Origin of the sequence: Streptomyces sp. H39-C1 (assembly GCF_027158125.1) — a bacterium.
GTDB classification, from domain to species: domain Bacteria; phylum Actinomycetota; class Actinomycetes; order Streptomycetales; family Streptomycetaceae; genus Actinacidiphila; species Actinacidiphila fildesensis.
Genome location: NZ_JAPVLS010000140.1, coordinates 1 through 15,648, shown reverse-complemented (window position 1 = coordinate 15,648; position 15,648 = coordinate 1). Strand labels below are relative to the sequence as shown.

Annotated in this window: 14 protein-coding genes; 4 read left to right on the top strand and 10 right to left on the bottom strand. The window is 70.2% G+C overall.

Features of this window, described 5'->3' with window-relative positions; translation table 11 throughout:
* The first annotated feature begins 1,668 nt into the window (after positions 1 to 1,668).
* Together O3W51_RS44750 and O3W51_RS44745 are read left to right on the top strand one after the other, a co-directional pair.
* Positions 1,669 to 2,046, top strand: a complete 378-nt coding sequence (locus O3W51_RS44750; protein ID WP_269289577.1) for a hypothetical protein — start codon at positions 1,669 to 1,671, stop codon at positions 2,044 to 2,046.
* A gap of 424 nt (positions 2,047 to 2,470) precedes the next feature.
* Positions 2,471 to 3,124: a hypothetical protein gene (locus tag O3W51_RS44745; RefSeq protein ID WP_269289574.1), complete on the top strand. Its 654-nt coding sequence runs from the start codon at positions 2,471 to 2,473 to the stop codon at positions 3,122 to 3,124.
* 132 nt (positions 3,125 to 3,256) lie between these two features.
* On the opposite strand, the gene O3W51_RS44740 is transcribed toward O3W51_RS44745, so the two are convergent.
* The 3 genes from O3W51_RS44740 to O3W51_RS44730 form a co-directional block, all read right to left on the bottom strand.
* Positions 3,257 to 4,612: a replication-relaxation family protein gene (locus O3W51_RS44740; RefSeq protein WP_269289572.1), complete on the bottom strand. Its 1,356-nt coding sequence runs from the start codon at positions 4,610 to 4,612 to the stop codon at positions 3,257 to 3,259.
* Between the two features lie 248 nt (positions 4,613 to 4,860).
* Positions 4,861 to 5,019, bottom strand: coding sequence for a hypothetical protein (locus tag O3W51_RS44735; RefSeq protein ID WP_269289571.1), 159 nt, complete (start codon positions 5,017 to 5,019; stop codon positions 4,861 to 4,863).
* A gap of 145 nt (positions 5,020 to 5,164) precedes the next feature.
* Positions 5,165 to 5,608 (bottom strand): RapZ C-terminal domain-containing protein, encoded by a 444-nt coding sequence (locus tag O3W51_RS44730; protein ID WP_269289569.1) that lies wholly within the window; start codon positions 5,606 to 5,608, stop codon positions 5,165 to 5,167.
* 552 nt (positions 5,609 to 6,160) lie between these two features.
* Here O3W51_RS44730 and O3W51_RS44725 point away from each other — a divergent pair.
* Positions 6,161 to 6,388 (top strand): hypothetical protein, encoded by a 228-nt coding sequence (locus O3W51_RS44725; protein WP_269289566.1) that lies wholly within the window; start codon positions 6,161 to 6,163, stop codon positions 6,386 to 6,388.
* Positions 6,389 to 6,525: 137 nt separating this feature from the next.
* Entirely contained in the window at positions 6,526 to 7,023 is a 498-nt protein-coding gene (locus O3W51_RS44720) for a DUF6233 domain-containing protein (protein WP_269289564.1), read from the top strand.
* Positions 7,024 to 8,228: 1,205 nt separating this feature from the next.
* Here O3W51_RS44720 and O3W51_RS44715 read toward each other — a convergent pair.
* From O3W51_RS44715 to O3W51_RS44685, 7 genes are all read right to left on the bottom strand, one after another.
* Positions 8,229 to 8,933: a restriction endonuclease gene (locus tag O3W51_RS44715; RefSeq protein ID WP_269289563.1), complete on the bottom strand. Its 705-nt coding sequence runs from the start codon at positions 8,931 to 8,933 to the stop codon at positions 8,229 to 8,231.
* On the bottom strand, positions 8,930 to 9,130 hold the full coding sequence (locus O3W51_RS44710) for a hypothetical protein (protein WP_269289560.1): 201 nt from the start codon (positions 9,128 to 9,130) through the stop codon (positions 8,930 to 8,932). The genes O3W51_RS44715 and O3W51_RS44710 overlap by 4 nt, the downstream gene beginning before the upstream one ends.
* Before the next feature lie 233 nt (positions 9,131 to 9,363).
* Entirely contained in the window at positions 9,364 to 10,122 is a 759-nt protein-coding gene (locus O3W51_RS44705) for a hypothetical protein (protein WP_269289558.1), read from the bottom strand.
* Positions 10,119 to 10,367 carry a DUF6213 family protein gene (locus tag O3W51_RS44700; protein WP_269289556.1) on the bottom strand — a complete coding sequence of 83 codons (249 nt, stop codon included), beginning with the start codon at positions 10,365 to 10,367 and terminating at the stop codon, positions 10,119 to 10,121. The genes O3W51_RS44705 and O3W51_RS44700 overlap by 4 nt, the downstream gene beginning before the upstream one ends.
* Positions 10,364 to 12,580 carry a Mucin-19 gene (locus O3W51_RS44695; RefSeq protein ID WP_269289553.1) on the bottom strand — a complete coding sequence of 739 codons (2,217 nt, stop codon included), beginning with the start codon at positions 12,578 to 12,580 and terminating at the stop codon, positions 10,364 to 10,366. Before O3W51_RS44695 ends, O3W51_RS44700 begins: the two co-directional genes overlap by 4 nt.
* A 70-nt stretch (positions 12,581 to 12,650) precedes the next feature.
* Entirely contained in the window at positions 12,651 to 14,024 is a 1,374-nt protein-coding gene (gene dnaB / locus O3W51_RS44690) for a replicative DNA helicase (RefSeq protein ID WP_269289550.1), read from the bottom strand.
* Positions 14,021 to 15,430 carry a hypothetical protein gene (locus tag O3W51_RS44685; RefSeq protein ID WP_269289547.1) on the bottom strand — a complete coding sequence of 470 codons (1,410 nt, stop codon included), beginning with the start codon at positions 15,428 to 15,430 and terminating at the stop codon, positions 14,021 to 14,023. Before O3W51_RS44685 ends, dnaB begins: the two co-directional genes overlap by 4 nt.
* Positions 15,431 to 15,648 lie beyond the last annotated feature (218 nt).

Here is a 15,648-nt window from a genome sequence, read left to right as displayed (position 1 = left end):
GGGCCATAAAGGGCCTTAAATGAATTCCTTTCGGAATTCCAAACCCCCCATGAATTCCCCTTCGGGGAATTCTCTGTGGTTTATGTCGTGCCCCGTTGGGGCACTTGTTGAGGTGTTCTCATTCCCTTTCAGGGAATTTGCGTTGTGTTTGGTTTCGGTTTCCCTTTCCCGTTGGTCAAGGGCAAAACGGGTTCTGAATTCGCTTCGCGTATTCGGGTTGGCATTGTTCCCTCTTTGCGGGAACACCGGTTTTCCCGTCGTGCTCCTATCCGTGTGATGGCGGGAATTCCGCTTCGCTGCATTCCTTTTTGTGGGGCGTTTTCTTTCCCGAACGCTTCGCTTATCGGGGTGGGTGCGTTTCCGTCCGGCGCGGTGGTGGGTGTGAGGAAGCACGGCGGGTGCATCACGCCTTGACCTGTGTAGGTGCTGGGGTTTTGCTCCACTGTCCCGGGGGCCGGCCTCTCCTGTCCCAGGGTGGAGCTCGGGGGCCGGCGTCCCGCGTGTGCCTTTACGGAGTTCCCGGATCGGATGTCTCTGCCTTGGCTTGGTACGGGCTTCGGGGTGCGGGTTGGAAGTGATGCAGATGTAGTTTTGGCGAATATGGGGGACGCCCTCGGGGTGCTGGCCGTGTGCCGGGTCTGCCGGTTGGAGTTGGGACCTGAGTCGGTGTCAGGTGATGCATCGCGTAGGGCTGATCCCGTTCCGGGATTGGGTGGTGGGTGTCCCGGTCTCGCAATTGTATCGCGGTTTATGGGTGCCGGATTATTGATGGGTTCGCGGAGGTGGTTCGGTGGATTGCTTTCCGCTTCGAAGTGATGTGTGCATGTGCCATACGTCACTCTATCTGACGCTTAGTCAGGTAGGAATGCAATGGTGAATTGAAGGTGTGGAATGGGTGGGGGTGGGTTGGGCGGGGTTCGGGGAGAAGGGCGGGGTGGCCCTTCGGGACACCCCGGAGAGGAGACACCCGCGCCCTCTCCGGCCCCTGACCGAGGGGGTGTTCAGGGGCCGGCCACCCACCGCCCCCAGCAACCACCAAACCGGCCCTCGTCGGCGCCACATGAGCTGCCGGGTTCCAGCTTGCAAACCGCAAACGACCGGCTCACGGCCACACCCATAGGCAAGGGGCCGCTGACTGACCGCCTGATGAGGACCGGCACCCCTGCCTATGTGACGTTCGTCACTGACACATTCGCCCCCGAAATACCCATAACCATGTCGGGAGCGCAAGGGCACAATCTGCGAATCCGCAGCTCAGTACCCCTCAGCGTTCATGTCGGCCCGACTCGCAAAGCCAGGCGCTGACCACGGCAGGGCTCCCCCGAAGAGTCTTCAGCACGCCTACACGGCGAATACCGCCGTATCTGCCCACGCAGTACTCGTCTCGAGGTCAATCCACAGCCCGAACCTCCCTTGGGGTTCGGGCCTCTGCCATGCCCGCTGCTTGCTCCCGCAGCCCTGTGACCTGGGTTGCGCCACTAACCAGCGCCCTCTCTACGGTCCGGCTCATCCAGAACCTGCAAGGCCGCTCCCCCTGTCTGGACCGTCCCCGGTCTACGCCAAGGACTGAGAGCACGACGCAAGCCCACGCCCAATGCCCGGATCTCCCCAGGAGTCCCGGTCATCACCACATCCATCTGTCCCCATCTCGCTCTCGAAGGAGCCCAGATGTCGTTCTCACGCACCACCTTGGCCTCGTTGCCGGCCCTGCCCGTCGGGGCAGCCGCTGTGTTCGAGCACAGCGCGGTGTACGCGCTGGCCGCGCTTGCGCTGTGGTCAGTCCTCGCGAACCTGCCCGCCCTCATCGACGTCGCCGCGCGCTGGGGTGCCGATCAGCCGCGGCGTGAGCGGGAACGGATCGGGAACCAGGCGCTGCGTCAGATAGGGCAGACCGATCCCGAGCGGGTGGTGGCGCTGCTTGCCGGGTTGCCGCCCCTGGCCAATGCGTTCGGACACGAGCCGTCCGCGGCAGAAGGGCCCGCCCCGCCCGAATCCGTCGCCCCGCCGGGTGATGCGCCAGCGGGCGGGACGGCGGCCAGCGGGTGACCGAACGGGGTCTGATCACCCCATGACACAGATCCCGCTGAACAGTTCGAGCTGTGTCATCGAACCCCTGTTTCCCCAGGTGGTGAGCGATGGCTGCGTCACTGTTCATCTGTGTCATCAGATCAGGCGCACCCTCCGGCGCCCGTGACGCCGGTACACAAGTACACAAGTACACAGATCAGCGCGCCCACCTGGTGAAACAGGGCTCCCAGTACACAAGTACACAGGTCCTCGCCGGGCCTGACCCCCAATCCCCCAATCCCCCAGTGGGCTCCGCCACCTGGGCAAACAGGGGTTCTATCCCCCAATAGATTGGGGGATTGGGGGATTGGGGGCGCTGCCGTGAACCCGTCCTCGCATCCTTCGGAGGCCGCCCGGGTGATCTGGCGGCGGGCGGGGTGGGCGGGGCGGGATGATGTCCGGCATGACCGAGGCCGGCACCACCACCGTCACCGCCCGCGTCGAGTACGGCACCAAGCAACAGCTCGCCGACATGCGGCCGCTGTTCAAGGCCGAGCGGGAGCGGGCGCGGGCGCTGTCGAGGACGCCGCCATGGGACTGGGACGGCCTTCCGGGCCGGGAGGCCGCGGCGAAGCGGGCGCAGTGGGCGATGTACCGGGCGCACCTGCGCGAGAGCGGCGCCCTGGCCGACGCGTTGGACGTCCTAGTGGCGTTCGGGGTGCGGGCCGAGCTGGCGGCGCGCGGCTGGGATCGGAAGTGGCCGGTGCTGCCGGCGCAAGCGAAGAACCCGGGCCGCTGGCCCGGCACGCGGGACGGCGGCTGGCCGGAACGGGTGACCGTGCGGCTGCCGGCCCCGCTGGTGAACCAGGTGCTGGCCGCGTGCTGGCACACCAGCGAAGACGCGATTGGGAAACTGCGGGACTGGCGGGACAAGCACCCGGACATGCTGCCGACGAAACCGTTCCGCTACCCCGGCGAAGACGAGGCGCTGGCCGAGTACGAGGAACTGGCCGCGCAGGTGACACCGGCCGGGGACATCTGGCGGGCAGCGGTGCAGCGCGGCCTTGCAGCCGAACCGGTCATCCGCGAGCGCCAGGCCGTCGCCGTCGACGCCTGAAGTGTCACGCTGTCACGCCCCGCGCTGCAAAGAGGGCCTTAAGGGGTGTCCGACCTGGTCAGGGGTGCAGCGCAGGGCGGCGTGACAAGGGCGGCGTGACACCCGCGTGACAGGGCGGCGTGACACCTGCGGCTACTCCCGGCCGGTGCTGTCCCGCTGCCTGCGCAGCCCGCGCAGCGCGCCGCGTAGTCCGCGGTTGCGCGCTGCCTGGTTCTGGCGGCACGCCCAGCAGTGGACGCCGTCCTCGGGTGGCACGGCGACGCCGCCCTCCTCAACGTAGAGGTCGGCCGGCTCGTTCACCGGGATGCTGCAGTCCGGTGTCGCGCACGCTGCGGCGGTCACGGCTTGGGCTTCGGCTGCTTCCTCCTGGGCCCACCGTTGCAGCCTGGCCCGCTGCTCTGCCTCCCGTGCTGCCTGCTCGGCCTCACGACGGGCCTGGTCCGCGGCGTGGCGTTGGCGACGGCGGTGGTCCCAGGCCGCCTTGGTGCGGGTGTCGGTGAGCGCGGTGAGCAGCGGTTCGTACTGGCCGCGTTCCTGCGCGACCCGGCGCCAGACGGGCCCTTGCGGGCCGTGCTGTTGCAGGAGCTCCAGCGTGGTGAGGACCAGCGGCACCTTGCCGGTGAAGTCGAAGTAGCCGTCGCCGCCTTCGTACCGGCGGTGGTCGGCTGCCCAGTGCTCGCGGGTCAGCTCGGCCAGGCTCTCCATCCGGTTGGTCAGCGCGCGGTCGCCGGCTCCGGTGAAGACGAACGCCAGCGGGGGCCAGCCGGGCAGATTCGTGTCGGGGTAGAGGGTCTGCCAGTACGGCACGCCTTCCTCCCCGGCCCGGCGCGACGTCCAGGGCACAGCCGGATCCGCGACGCGGCGGCGGTAGCACGCGGCATACGCGGCCAGCTTGTCCGCGACGCGCTCCACCGGTTCGGTGTTCCTGTCCACCTCCACCATCAGCAGCGGCAGGCCGGCCTCCTTCGCCCGCAGCACCGCATCCGCCCGCACGTTGGCCTTGCCCGTGCCGGCGAGCGCGTGCGGGACCTCCGTGCGCCACGCGGCGATGTCGCCGACACCGCCCCGGGTGAACGCGATGATCGTGGCGTTCACGCCCATCGCGTGCGGGGCGCCGCCGCGTCCCGCGCCCCGGGCCCGGCCGCCCATATCCTCCGGTGCGCGCCCCAGCTGTTTCGCGGCCGCGTCCAGACCGGCGGGGGTCAGGCCCCACAGCTTCTGCGACGGCTCCCCGGTCCGGTCCGGCGCACCGAACCTCCCCGCCGGGCCCGCCGTGTTCCCCTCGGAGACCACCTCACCGGCCGCCTGCAGATCCAGCAGCGCGTTGCGGATCACCTTGTTGTCCGTCAGGTGCGGGCGCACCAGGTGCAGGATCTGCGTGGCGGTCGCCACCTTCAGCACCCCCAGCACCTTCAAGGTGTCCTTCTGGTCCCTCACCGTCGACCGCGCCTTCGGCTTCGGCTTCGGCTGTGACTCCGTCCTCGCCATGCGATGCCTCCCCGTGCGACTGCTGTGGAAGCTCTCCATGGTCGCCTGCCGGTACGACAATCCACCCCGGCCCCATTCGTCGGCCGACGCCACAGCGGCGGCCACGCGGCCCGCACAGGGCCCGCCGGAGGCCAAGAACGCCCCGTTCGAACCCTCGCGCCCGCCCCATCACCCAGCCGTACCCGTTCTCTTTCACCGGGTACAGCAGGGGGTGGGAGGCAAGAGGGTTGTCAGGGTTCCCAGTGATGTCAGGTCAAGGGGTCTGACGTGCACAAACACCGGATCGGGGCGCGCTTCTGTCGGTAGTAGTGCCGGTAGTAGAAACGGTAGAAGCAGCGGAAGGAATCCCGGGTGCCGGCCGCTGCGGCGCTGCCGAGCAGCAGCGTCATCACTACCGCCGCTTGCACCCGCTCACCGTGACGCCCGAACACCTACCGGCGCTGCATTCCCACGGCCGCAACACCACCGCGAGGAACAAACCGAACCCGACCTGGCAGCGCCGCTGTTCGGCATCCCCTTCATTGTGCACGTCACCGCCCCGACAATCCCGCGTCATCCGACGCTGGAGGCCGGCAGGACCGGGCGGTCGATGTGGTGGTGCTCCACCTCGACGCCGTACTCACCGCCCCAGGCTTCCCAGACGCGGCGGGCGACCGCTTCCGCGACCGCCACGGAACGGTGCCTACCGCCCTGGCACGCCACCGTCAGGCGCACCAGGCGGCCCCGGGGCACTTCGTCGGCCAGGGCGCGCAGCTGGACGGCGGTCCGGGCGATCAACTCCCGGGCCCCGGGCGTGGCCAGGACGTGGGCGTACACGTCGGCGTCCAATCCGGTGCGGTAGCGCATCGCGGGATCCTCGGCGGGATTACGCAGCGCGCGCCGCAGGTCGAGGTAGAGGCCGTCCGTGACGAGTTCGTGGGCGCCGTCGTGGCGGACGCCGATCGAGCTGATGACAGCGGTGACGGGACCGATCCCGTCCAGGTATGTGGTCTGCATGCCCACCACCATTCCGACCCGGCCGGTGCGGCGGAAGGAGTTGCCCGTTGCCTCTTCTCCTTGAGTCGTCAGGGCCGCCGCGACCCAGTGACCCAGTAACCCACGAGAACCTCCCGCCTGGGGAAACAGGGTTCCTACGACCCAGGAACCCAGAACAAAGCAGACGTATCTGCGGCGTTGGGTCATGGTGGATGTCCAACCCCGGACGCCGCCTCCGGACACCCGTGGGCGCCGAACGGAGGCGGCCGGGCCGCTGATCCAGGCAGCGTGCCAGGGCCGGCTGTACGTGAAGTCAGTGACGTACCGGCGGGCACGTTGACGTACACCGCCACCCAAGCCGGCACCGAACCGGCGGCTGGTCCCTCGCCCGACAAGCGGGGCGTGCCGTCTGCGTTGATCCAAAGGAGGGCAAGGGGGTCTTTGCCTGCGAAAACACGAAAGGGCAAGGGGGTGCAACCTGCGGATCACAGGCACGCCCGCCCGCAGGGAGGGTGTGTGATCCGGCGCCAGCGGCAACGTGCACCCCGTGGGGCGGGGTCGCAGGCTGGAAAGATGACCAGCGCGCCGATCGTCGTGCACCGGCTGTCGCCCTCGGGCGGCCGCCGCGTGACCGCACGGGCCCGGGACGTCGAGCAGATCCTGGGCGTGGCCTACAACGACCGCGACGTCCTGGAGTTCCTGCGCCGGGTCGGCATCGACGACCCCGCACCGCTCCTGGACCAGCCGCACTGGGTCGAGTGGCGAGGCGGCCGCCCCCACCAATGGGCCACCGCCTCCTGAACCCCCTCACCCACCGGGCGCATGCCGCTTCGTTTCGGGCCCGCACCGCTGTGACCTGGGGCAGTGATGTCGGTGGAACGCGGGCCGTGCCGTTCGCCGACCGGCATTCCGCCCTGGAATCGAACTAGAATCGAACGGTGAGCAGTGAGCAGAGTGGGGAGCAGACGGCGGGCCTGCCTGCGGCGGACGGGCCGCTGGTGCGGGTGCGGCTGCACGACGGGCAGGAGCTCTACGCCGTGGCGAAGGGGCGCCACAAGGAACGCGACGGCACCTGGTGGTACCGGCTGCAGATCCACCTGCCCGCCGCGGTCGAGCAGCGCGGCCGCCTGGTCGACGAGCCCGCGCCCGTCGACTTCGCCGCACCCGCGAGCCGGTGCACCCCGCTCGAGGGCCAGGCCTACGACACAGTGCCCACCGCCCGGCACGGCGTGGCCCCGGTGTGGCGGGTCGAGGAGCCGGTGTACTTCGGCCCCGAGCGCGGGCCGGCGCGCATCGTGCACCGCGGCGACTGCCGCGCGGTCCGCGACGTCTCCCACCCCGCCACCACCGAACAGGTCCGCGCCACCCTCGCCCAGCCCGACGGCGCACCCTGCGACGTCTGCCGCCCCGACCGGCCCCTGAGCCGCACCGCGTAACGGCGAGAAGCGGCGCACCGGGACAGCCGCTGCGCAGCTGCGCTGTTCAGCACCAGCCGTGCGGCCAGGACCCGGCGGAACCAGGCCGGTACTGACCCTGGGTCACGCAGGGAAGAAGTCGGCGTGCCCGATACCCCTTGTCCGCAGCTGTGACCTGCTGTTTGGCGCCCCACGCCGGAATTCCAACGGAACCTCAAACGGAACCCGAAACGGAAGTCCAAAGAGCAGCCCAAACGGAGCTCCAAACAGAACCCCAAACGGGACCGGGCACAGCGGCATCGAGGCGCCGGCCCCGAGTGCGCCCGCCGCCGCACCGTCCGACCGTGCCGCGTATCCGCAAGCGCTCGGTGCGCACCATGGTGCGCTGGTGCGCGCACCAAGGTGCGGTGGTGCGGTCGGTGCCGTGCGGTGGTGCGCGCACCAAGGTGCGGTCGGTGCGCATCGTCCGGCCCCACCACAGCGCACCGGCACCGGATCGACGGTGCGTGCGCACCGTGGCGATGCGGCGCGTCCGCGGTGCGCACCCGCCGCGCGGCCCGACGCGCCATCCGTCGACGGTCCAGGCCGGCTCCACCATGTACGTCATCGGTCGGCGCTGTACGCGAAGGCGATGACGTACAGCGGATCAACTGCGGCACGTCCGGAGTGCCGCCAGAGCCGCATCGCTGGGTCACGCAGCCATGGTTAGTTCCGGTGAACCCATGGTGAGTTTGCCGAGGACCGTGGTTAGTTCCGCCCGGACCCATGGTTAGTTCGCCCACCACAGCAGGGCCGGCGTTCATCCGGCTCCCAGATGAACGCGGCTCCCAGGCGATGCCACTACCAGGCACAACAGGGGGATGACCTCCCAGGTCACCTGAGAGAAACAGACATTCTGGCCGAGCTGGGAGGTCCCGTCCCATGCCTGAGAGGCGCTGGTGGGAGGGAAATTGAGGCCGGAGCAGCCGCGGCGCGTCCGGAGCGCTCCAGACCTTAGTCCTCGCTGCGCTGCGGTCGGCCTTGAGCGTACCGGCCGTGTCAAGGCGGAAACGGGAGGCGCGCCGGTACCAGCTCCGACCGGCTGAGCCGGTCGCGGCAGCGTCATTTTCGGCAGTCGACCGGGCCGGACAAGGGGGCCTGGAATGCCCGTCTTACCCCCTTGTCCAGATGCCTCGTCCGCTTCCCGCACAGCGCGATGCACTGCGCAGGCAAGGAGCTGCCGCGTCTCAGAAAGCTGGGAGCCGCGGTTGCCGGCGCATCCGAGTGCGGGCGGGGATGCGCAGCAGCTCGTGCAGGGAGGTTCCGTGCTCGGCCCACAGGCGGAGTCTGTCGCGGTCGAGCCAGTGGACGTGGTGGGTCTCGCCCCAGGTCTTGGCGTCGCGGGTGAAGCCGCCGTTGGTGACGACGAAGGCGATGTCGGCGCCGTGAACGGGACCGGCGGTGCCCTTCACCTCGTACATGGTGTGCGAGACGACCCGGCCGGCGACGGTGGTGTGCTTGCACTGCGCGACGAACACCCGCCCCGCCGGGTCCTTGCCGACGGCGTCGGCGGCCTGGTCGCCGCGCTGCCCTACATGCCGGGCGGCGATCCCGTCACGGATCATCAGATCCCGCACCGCCAACTCGAACCCGGTCGGGTCCAAGGCGTCGAGTTCGGCCAGCGTCAGGCGCAGGTCCCTCAGGCGCAGCGCGCGGGCCCGGTGCGCGGCCTTGCGCCGCGCCCACAGCACCAGGGTCACGGCGGCGGCCGCGGCGGCCAGGACCGGCAGCACGTACCAGGCCCGCACCACCGCCCCAAGCGCGGCGCGGACCACCTGCAGCACGATCAGGAAACCGAAGAAGCCGGCGACCCCGGCGGCAATGCGCTCATTGCGATGACGCGGCGCCCGGGGTACCAGGGACCGCCACCGCACCGGGCGGCGGCGGGTCACCGGGCGGCCGGCTGGGAGACGGTCGACGACGGGGTCGGCGTGCTGCTGGTGTCGGTCGAGGTGCTCAAGCCGCCGTGCAGCCACCCCCACCCCAGGACGGCCACGACCGCGAAGCCGATCCACTTGCCGCTGCTCTTCGCGCCACGGGTCGAGTTGTTGACCCAGTGGCCGCGCCGGTAGTGCTTGCCTTCGGGCATGAGGAGTCCCCCTCCACAAGCCGGCCGCCCGGTGCGGTCCGGTTCTCCTTCTGAGAGAAGCAGCCGCAACTGACAGAAAACAGTGGATCAACCGGCAAAGGCGGCATTCCAGCCACGACGTAGCGGCGGGTGTCTACCGTGCCGACCTGCGCAGCCGTCGGCGGATCCGGTGCGGACCGGCGGGAATCACGCCAGTTTTTGCACGCGCCCGCCGGTCCGCCCCTTCGGCCCGGTCAGTCGGCCGGCTTCCAGCCGCGGACCTCGATGTTGGTCAGCTGCGCGTCCGGCTGCAAGCGGCCGGTGGCGACCAACCAGCCACGCACCGCAGCCGCGACGTCGCCGCCGGCCGCGTCGACCTTGTCCTTCCACTCGGCCGCGTCGAACCCGCCGGAGCCCTGCCCGGCCCCGGGGCTGGCCCCGTAGGCGCGCTCCTCCGTGCCGTCGTTGCGCTGCACTACCCCGCGGCGCAGGCCAGGTGAGTCGATGCGGGAGCCGGCGGAGTGGGTGAAGGCGCCCTTCTTCGCCCGCACGGTGAAGGCGAGCTTGCCGCCTTCGGCGGCCGCGGTGTTCGCCACGACAGGGCGCAGGCGGGAGGCGCCGGAGGCGATGTGCTGGCGGGCAGCGCGGGCCATGGCCGACTTGCCGGGGGTGCCGACGACGTCCTTGGTGCGCACCCGCGCCCGGTGGGGCTTGGTCTCGCCCGGCTTGGCCTTGAGCAGCCGCCGCTTCACGTTAGGTGCGGCGATCCGCTTGAGGTCGGCGACGTCAGAGGCGCCGCCGGCCTGGACCTCCTGGACGACGTCGCGCAGCGCGGTGACGAACGCGGCGCCCTTGTCCTTGGTGAAGAACTGGCTCACCAGGCTCGAGTTGCGGCCGATGATGTCGCCGACCTGCTTTCGGGTGTAGCCAGCGGCCAGCAGCTCATTGGTCAGGCGGGCAGCTTCATTCAGCTGCGGGTCGGCGGGGCGACCACGCCGGCGGCGGGGGGTCATTCGCTTCCTTCCGTGGTCGACCTGCGGTCGATGCACTGCACGTCGATCTGGTCCGCCAGCCCATGCAGGGCCTGCACCAGGACGTCGACGGTCGGGCCGTCCAGGACCGGCCTGACACCGGTACCGCTCCACCCGGACCACTCCGCGCCCAGGCGGCGCAGGAGGGCGCTGACGTCGTGAGCGGAGGTGTAGAGGTGGCCGGTGCCGTCCTGGATCAGCGGCAGGATCAGCGGGTTCTCGCTCACGCGGTGGCCTCCTGCATCTCGGCCAGGGCCTCGCGGCCGATCGCCTGGTGCGAGAGCAGTTCGTCCTCGGTGCGCGGGCCCATGAGCTCCCACGGGATGTGGCCCTTCTTCAGGTAGTCGCCGGGGTTGCCGTGATAAGGCCAGGCGACGTCGGCGGTGGTGTAGATCGCGTCGGTACGAAACGCCACGATGGAGCGGGCGGGCAGGTGCAGGGCGCCCACCGACACGTCGTCCTCGCGCATGCGGGTCGACAGCAGGGCGGCCCGGGCCCCGGACCACACGCCGGCGGACCATTCGGGGTGCGCGTTGGGGTCGCGGGAGAAGCCGCTGTTCTTCTGCCACACGATGGTGTTGTCGTCGATGCCGATGATCTGCGCGCCGTCCGGGGCGTCCTGGCCGACCGGCACCGTGCCGGTCACGATGCGCGGGCGCTGCGCGAAGCCGCCGATGCCGTAGAGCAGGATGCTGCGCACGCCGCGCGAGGCGAGGCGGGCGGCTTCCCGTCCGCGTTCGTCACCGTGCAGTGCGGCCTTGGACTGCAGCAGCGACCACGCCTCCTTCAGCTTCTTGGACCACGCCTTGAGCGGGTCGCCGGACTGCCACACCAGGCCATCGAGGATCTCGATCCGCCACGGGGCGATCGGGTTGTGCAGCGCCACGTTCAGCTCCGCACCACCCGCCCACGTCACGAACGTGCGCCCGCCCTCGGACGGGTACTCCCAGGCCCGGTCGCCTGCGGCCGGGGCCGGCAGGATCCCGACGTGCTCCCAGCCGTCGGGGACGGTCACGCGCACCTGCCAGTGCGAGGGCGCGTACAACGCGTTCGTCTTCTCCTTGTCCGACATCGCCGCGAACGCCTGCGGCGTGATCCGGCGCGGGGCGCCCACCCCTGACGCCCAGGTGTGCTTGGCGTAGGCGAAGGTGCGGTCCAGCTCCACCAGGCGCGGCAGCTGCTCCGGCACGTGCGGCGGCAGGAGCAGCTCGGTGCGGCCCTGCCCGGCCGTCGCGTGCAGCAGGCCGCGGATCTCCTCCGACATCACCGGGTAACCGTCGGCCCACTTCGCGCCGGCCTTCGCGGGGATGGTGCGGGTCCACAGGTCGCGCCCGGTCTGGGAGGGGGAGCCCATCAGCACCACGTCCGACCAGTGCAGCTTCAGGGCCTTCCACAGCTCCACGAACGCGTCACGCACCGTGGCGGGGTCCGCGTCGCCGACCTCGAACCACTCCCCCACCGAGCGGATCTCGGTGTGCTGCTCGCCGCGCTGCCACCGCCCGACGGGGTTGCGCGGGTGGACCAGGTGCCCGGCCATCCGGTCCTTACCCCGAGACGCCTCCACCTTCCAGACGTCCCCGGGCGGGGCGTTGAGCCAGGCGGCGACCGCGTCGCGCAGGAACGGGTGACGGGCGGCGTCGGCGTGCCACGGGTCGCCGGCGGTGATGTAGATCCGCTCCACCGTGGCGGGCAGCACCGCGTAAACCGCGGCCAGGATCTCCGCCACGGACGCGGCGCCCAGGTCCACGCGCACCGTCTGGTCGCGGTGGACCAGGACGCCGGTGGTGGTGTCGAGGAACGCCATGGCGCGCGCCTGCTGGGTGAAGTTCGGACGGGTCGACGCCAGGTTCGGCGTCACCGCGCACCACAGGTCGCCCGCAGATCCGGCCGGGATCGACGGGAGCTCCCGCTCCGCCGGCACCGCGACCGGTGCGGCGACCTGCGCGGGCGCGGCGACGGCGGCCCCCGTCGCGGGGACGTCGTCGTGCTCCTGGTCGTCGCCGTCGGTCACGGCGTCGACCTGAACGGGGGGCGCCGGTGTGTCGACAATGTCGGTGACTTCGGGCACCACTTCGGCGGCCGCGGCCGCCAGTTCGGAGCGGCGCAGGTCCGGGACGACCGCACCCGGGGCGGTGATCGTCTGTGCGGGCGCCTGCGGCACGCTGTGATCATCCGGGCGCGCGGGTGCCGGTGCGGGCGTGGCAGGCCCGGAGACGGGCGCTGAGGGGCCCAGGGAGGGCACCAGGGCGACCACGTCGATCACCGCCAGGCCGGCGGCCGGGGCGAGCTTGTCGGCGGACGCCTTGGCGTACGCCCCCAGCGCGGTCACCCGCTTGTCCCGATCCGCCGTCAGCTTCGCCAACGCGGCCGCAGCCTTCTTGACGTCGTCCCGCACCCGGCGCAACTCGCCCAGGCCGGCGGTGTAAGCCTTCGCATCCATCACTGATCCCCTCCCACGGTGATCTCGATCTGTCCCCACGCGGCCTCGGTCTGTGCAGGTCGGGGGCCCATCAGCGCTGCGCCATGTCGACGAACCGGGAATAGTGACCTTGGAAGGCGGTGGTGATCGTGGCGGTGGGCCCGTTGCGGTGCTTGGCCACGATGAGATCGGCCTCACCCGCGCGGGACGATTCCTTCTCATAGGCGTCCTCGCGGTGCAGCAGGATCACGACGTCGGCGTCCTGCTCGATCGCACCGGACTCGCGCAGGTCCGAGACCACTGGAATCTTGTCGCTGCGCTGTTCCGGTCCCCGGTTGAGCTGCGCCAGAACGACGACAGGGACTTTGAGTTCCTTGGCCATGAGCTTGATGTTGCGGGACATGTCAGCGACTTCGACCTGGCGGTTTTCGTAGCGCTTGCCGCCGCTGGTCAGCAGCTGGAGGTAGTCGATGATGACCAGGTCCAGCCCGTCGGTCTGCTGCAGGCGCCGGCACTTGGCCTTGATCTGGGTCACGGTGGAGTCGGTGCTGTCGTCGATGTAGAGGGGGGCTTCGGCGATCCGTGGCGCGGCGCGGGCGATGGACTGCCAGTCGTCAGGGGTGGGGTCGCCGTCGCGGATGTGGTGCAGCCCGACCCGGGCCTCGGCGGAGGCGAGGCGGTCGAGAATCTCGTCTTCGTCCATTTCCAAGCTGAAGAACGCGGTCTTGCGGCCGTTGTGGATGGCCGCGCCGCGCGCGAAGTCCAGGCCGAGTGTGGACTTGCCCATCGCGGGCCGGGCCGCGATCACGATCATCTGTCCCGGGCGCAGGCCCTTGGTCAAGCTGTCCAAGTCGGCGAAGCCGGTGGGCACGCCGAGGACGACACCGTGCTTCTGCCGGTGCTCCAGTCGGTCCACCCACCCGGCGAAGCGCGCGCCGACCGCCACGGTGGTGGTTTTCTCGCGCAGTCGGATCGCCTTGTGGAGCTCGCCGCCGGCAGCGTCGACGATGTCGTCGGCGTCCCCGTCGCTGTAGCCCAGCTGCACGATGCGGGTGCCGGCTTCCACCAGGCGCCGCACCTTGGCGCGGTTGGCGACGATCTCGGCGTAGTACTCGGCGTTCGCTGCGGTCGGTACCGCGTTGACCAGGGTGTGCAGGTAGGGTGCGCCGCCCACCCGGATCAGCTCGCCGCGCGCGGTCAGTTCACCGGCCACCGTGATGGGGTCGGCCGGCTCGCCCGCACCGTACAGGCGCAGGATCGCGGCGAAGATCGTCTGATGGGCGGGGCGGTACAGGTCCTCGCCGCTGTCCAGGACCTCGACCACATCCCCGATCGCGTCCTTGGACAGCAGCATGCCGCCCAGCACCGCCTGCTCGGCGTCCAGGTCCTGCGGGGGCACCCGCTCGAACGCGGGCCGGTCTTCGGAGTCATCAGCGCGCCGGGGGCGCGGAGCTGTCGTGGTCATCGCAGGTCTCCGGTGGTTTCGGCCGCCGGAGCGGAATCGGGATCGGGCTGTTCTGCCAGCTGTTCCAAAGCCCGTGCCGCCTCGGCACGGCGCGCTTCGAACTCCTCCTGGCGAGCGCGGTCGGCAGCGCTGCGCGCAGCTGGTGTGGTGCGGGTCGGCGTGCGCGGTCGACGGCTGGCAGGCACGCCGTCGCGGGCGGAGAGGGCGCGCTTGGTCTCCTCCAGGGCGAACCGGGCTGCCTTCTCGATTTCCGGGTCCACGGCGATCGGGCCCGTCGCAGGGGCGGGCGACTCCGTACCTGCACCACACGGCACGCACTGCGCCGCGGCCCGGAACGGGTGCTGCGGGCAGGGCTGATCCGCAGATCCAACCGGGGCAGGAGCAACGGCAGCAGCGGGACGGAACCGCGTCAGCTCCTTGATCCGGGTCCCGAGGGTTGCCGCGTGGTTGTAGATCGTGCCCGGCCGGTACTCGGTGAGCTTCGCAGCGAGAGCCGGTCCCAGCTCCCAGCCCTGGACCCAGGCAATGCTCAGCAGCAGAGGCGAGTACTTCCTCGCCTTCCCGTAGCCGACGGCCCAGTCGCCCGGCAGGTTCGACAGGAAGTCGAAAGCGGCGGCGAGCTCAGCGGGGGTGGGTGTCCGCGCGGAGCGCATCGCCTCCTCCTCCCCCGTTTGTGTCCGGGCCCCGATGGGACCGGTGGGGCCCGTGGGGGGGGAGGAGGGGGTAGTTACCTCCCCCGGGGGGGGTGTGGGGGGGGAGGCGCTACCGCTTCCCGGAACGCCGGAAGCATTCTGACCTGCGGGAATGCGTCGGCCACCGCTTCCCGGAACACCGGATCCCTGAACGACAGTTCCGGCGTTCGGGGAAGCGTTCTGACCTGCGGTTTCTTCGATCTTACCGATTTCGCTGTCGGACGCTTCCGGCGTTCCGGGAAGCGTTCCGACCTGCGGTTCTTCCGGAGCGTCGTCGTGACAGCCAGAGGGCTTGAAGGGGTCGCTGCCGACCTGCTGCGCCTGCCAGTCCGGATTCCACGCGGGGTTGTCGTACACGTCGTACGCGATGGGCCCCTTGCGCCCCGGGTGCTTCACGTTGGGCAGTTCGGCACGCCGCACGTACCCGGCCGCGATCAGGCGCGTGTACGACTCGTAGACAGCGTTCTTCCCCACCAGCTCGTCCGCGTTCTTCGACGACCGGATACCGCGGGCCTTCAACTGCTCCCACACCTTGGGCGGGGTAGGAGTGGCGCCCTCGGCGATGTTGAAGAGCAACTGGAGCATGACGACGTAGTCCAAGCTCTGCACCAGGTCGGTCCCGATCCCGATCCGGCCAGGAACTGAGACGCCGCTGACGGGAGCCTTCCCCCGCCGCAGAACGCCGGACTCATCAATGCCGTGCTGATCGGTCATCGTCCCGCCCCCGATCCGGACCCCAGCGCGGCACCCTGCTGCGTCGGCCGGCGGGGGACGGTAGAGCGCGGGATGCTGCGGCACATAGACATGCCGCAGATCATCAGCCGATTTGCCTGTGCATAGATTTCGCTGGTGCCAGCGGCGCCTGTGGACAGAGCGGCGCCAGTGGAGGGCGGGGTGTTCCGGCAGGTGGGCATGCCGCTGATCTTTTGGCG

Bases quoted from the DNA above. Each gene is read 5' to 3' on its own strand.
- O3W51_RS44750 (WP_269289577.1), top strand. From the start codon at position 1,669: ATGTCGTTCTCACGCACCACCTTGGCCTCGTTGCCGGCCCTGCCCGTC.
- O3W51_RS44745 (WP_269289574.1), top strand. From the start codon at position 2,471: ATGACCGAGGCCGGCACCACCACCGTCACCGCCCGCGTCGAGTACGGC.
- O3W51_RS44740 (WP_269289572.1), bottom strand. From the start codon at position 4,612: ATGGCGAGGACGGAGTCACAGCCGAAGCCGAAGCCGAAGGCGCGGTCG.
- O3W51_RS44730 (WP_269289569.1), bottom strand. From the start codon at position 5,608: ATGCAGACCACATACCTGGACGGGATCGGTCCCGTCACCGCTGTCATC.
- O3W51_RS44725 (WP_269289566.1), top strand. From the start codon at position 6,161: ATGACCAGCGCGCCGATCGTCGTGCACCGGCTGTCGCCCTCGGGCGGC.
- O3W51_RS44710 (WP_269289560.1), bottom strand. From the start codon at position 9,130: ATGCCCGAAGGCAAGCACTACCGGCGCGGCCACTGGGTCAACAACTCG.
- O3W51_RS44705 (WP_269289558.1), bottom strand. From the start codon at position 10,122: ATGACCCCCCGCCGCCGGCGTGGTCGCCCCGCCGACCCGCAGCTGAAT.
- O3W51_RS44695 (WP_269289553.1), bottom strand. From the start codon at position 12,580: ATGGATGCGAAGGCTTACACCGCCGGCCTGGGCGAGTTGCGCCGGGTG.
- dnaB (WP_269289550.1), bottom strand. From the start codon at position 14,024: ATGACCACGACAGCTCCGCGCCCCCGGCGCGCTGATGACTCCGAAGAC.
- O3W51_RS44685 (WP_269289547.1), bottom strand. From the start codon at position 15,430: ATGACCGATCAGCACGGCATTGATGAGTCCGGCGTTCTGCGGCGGGGG.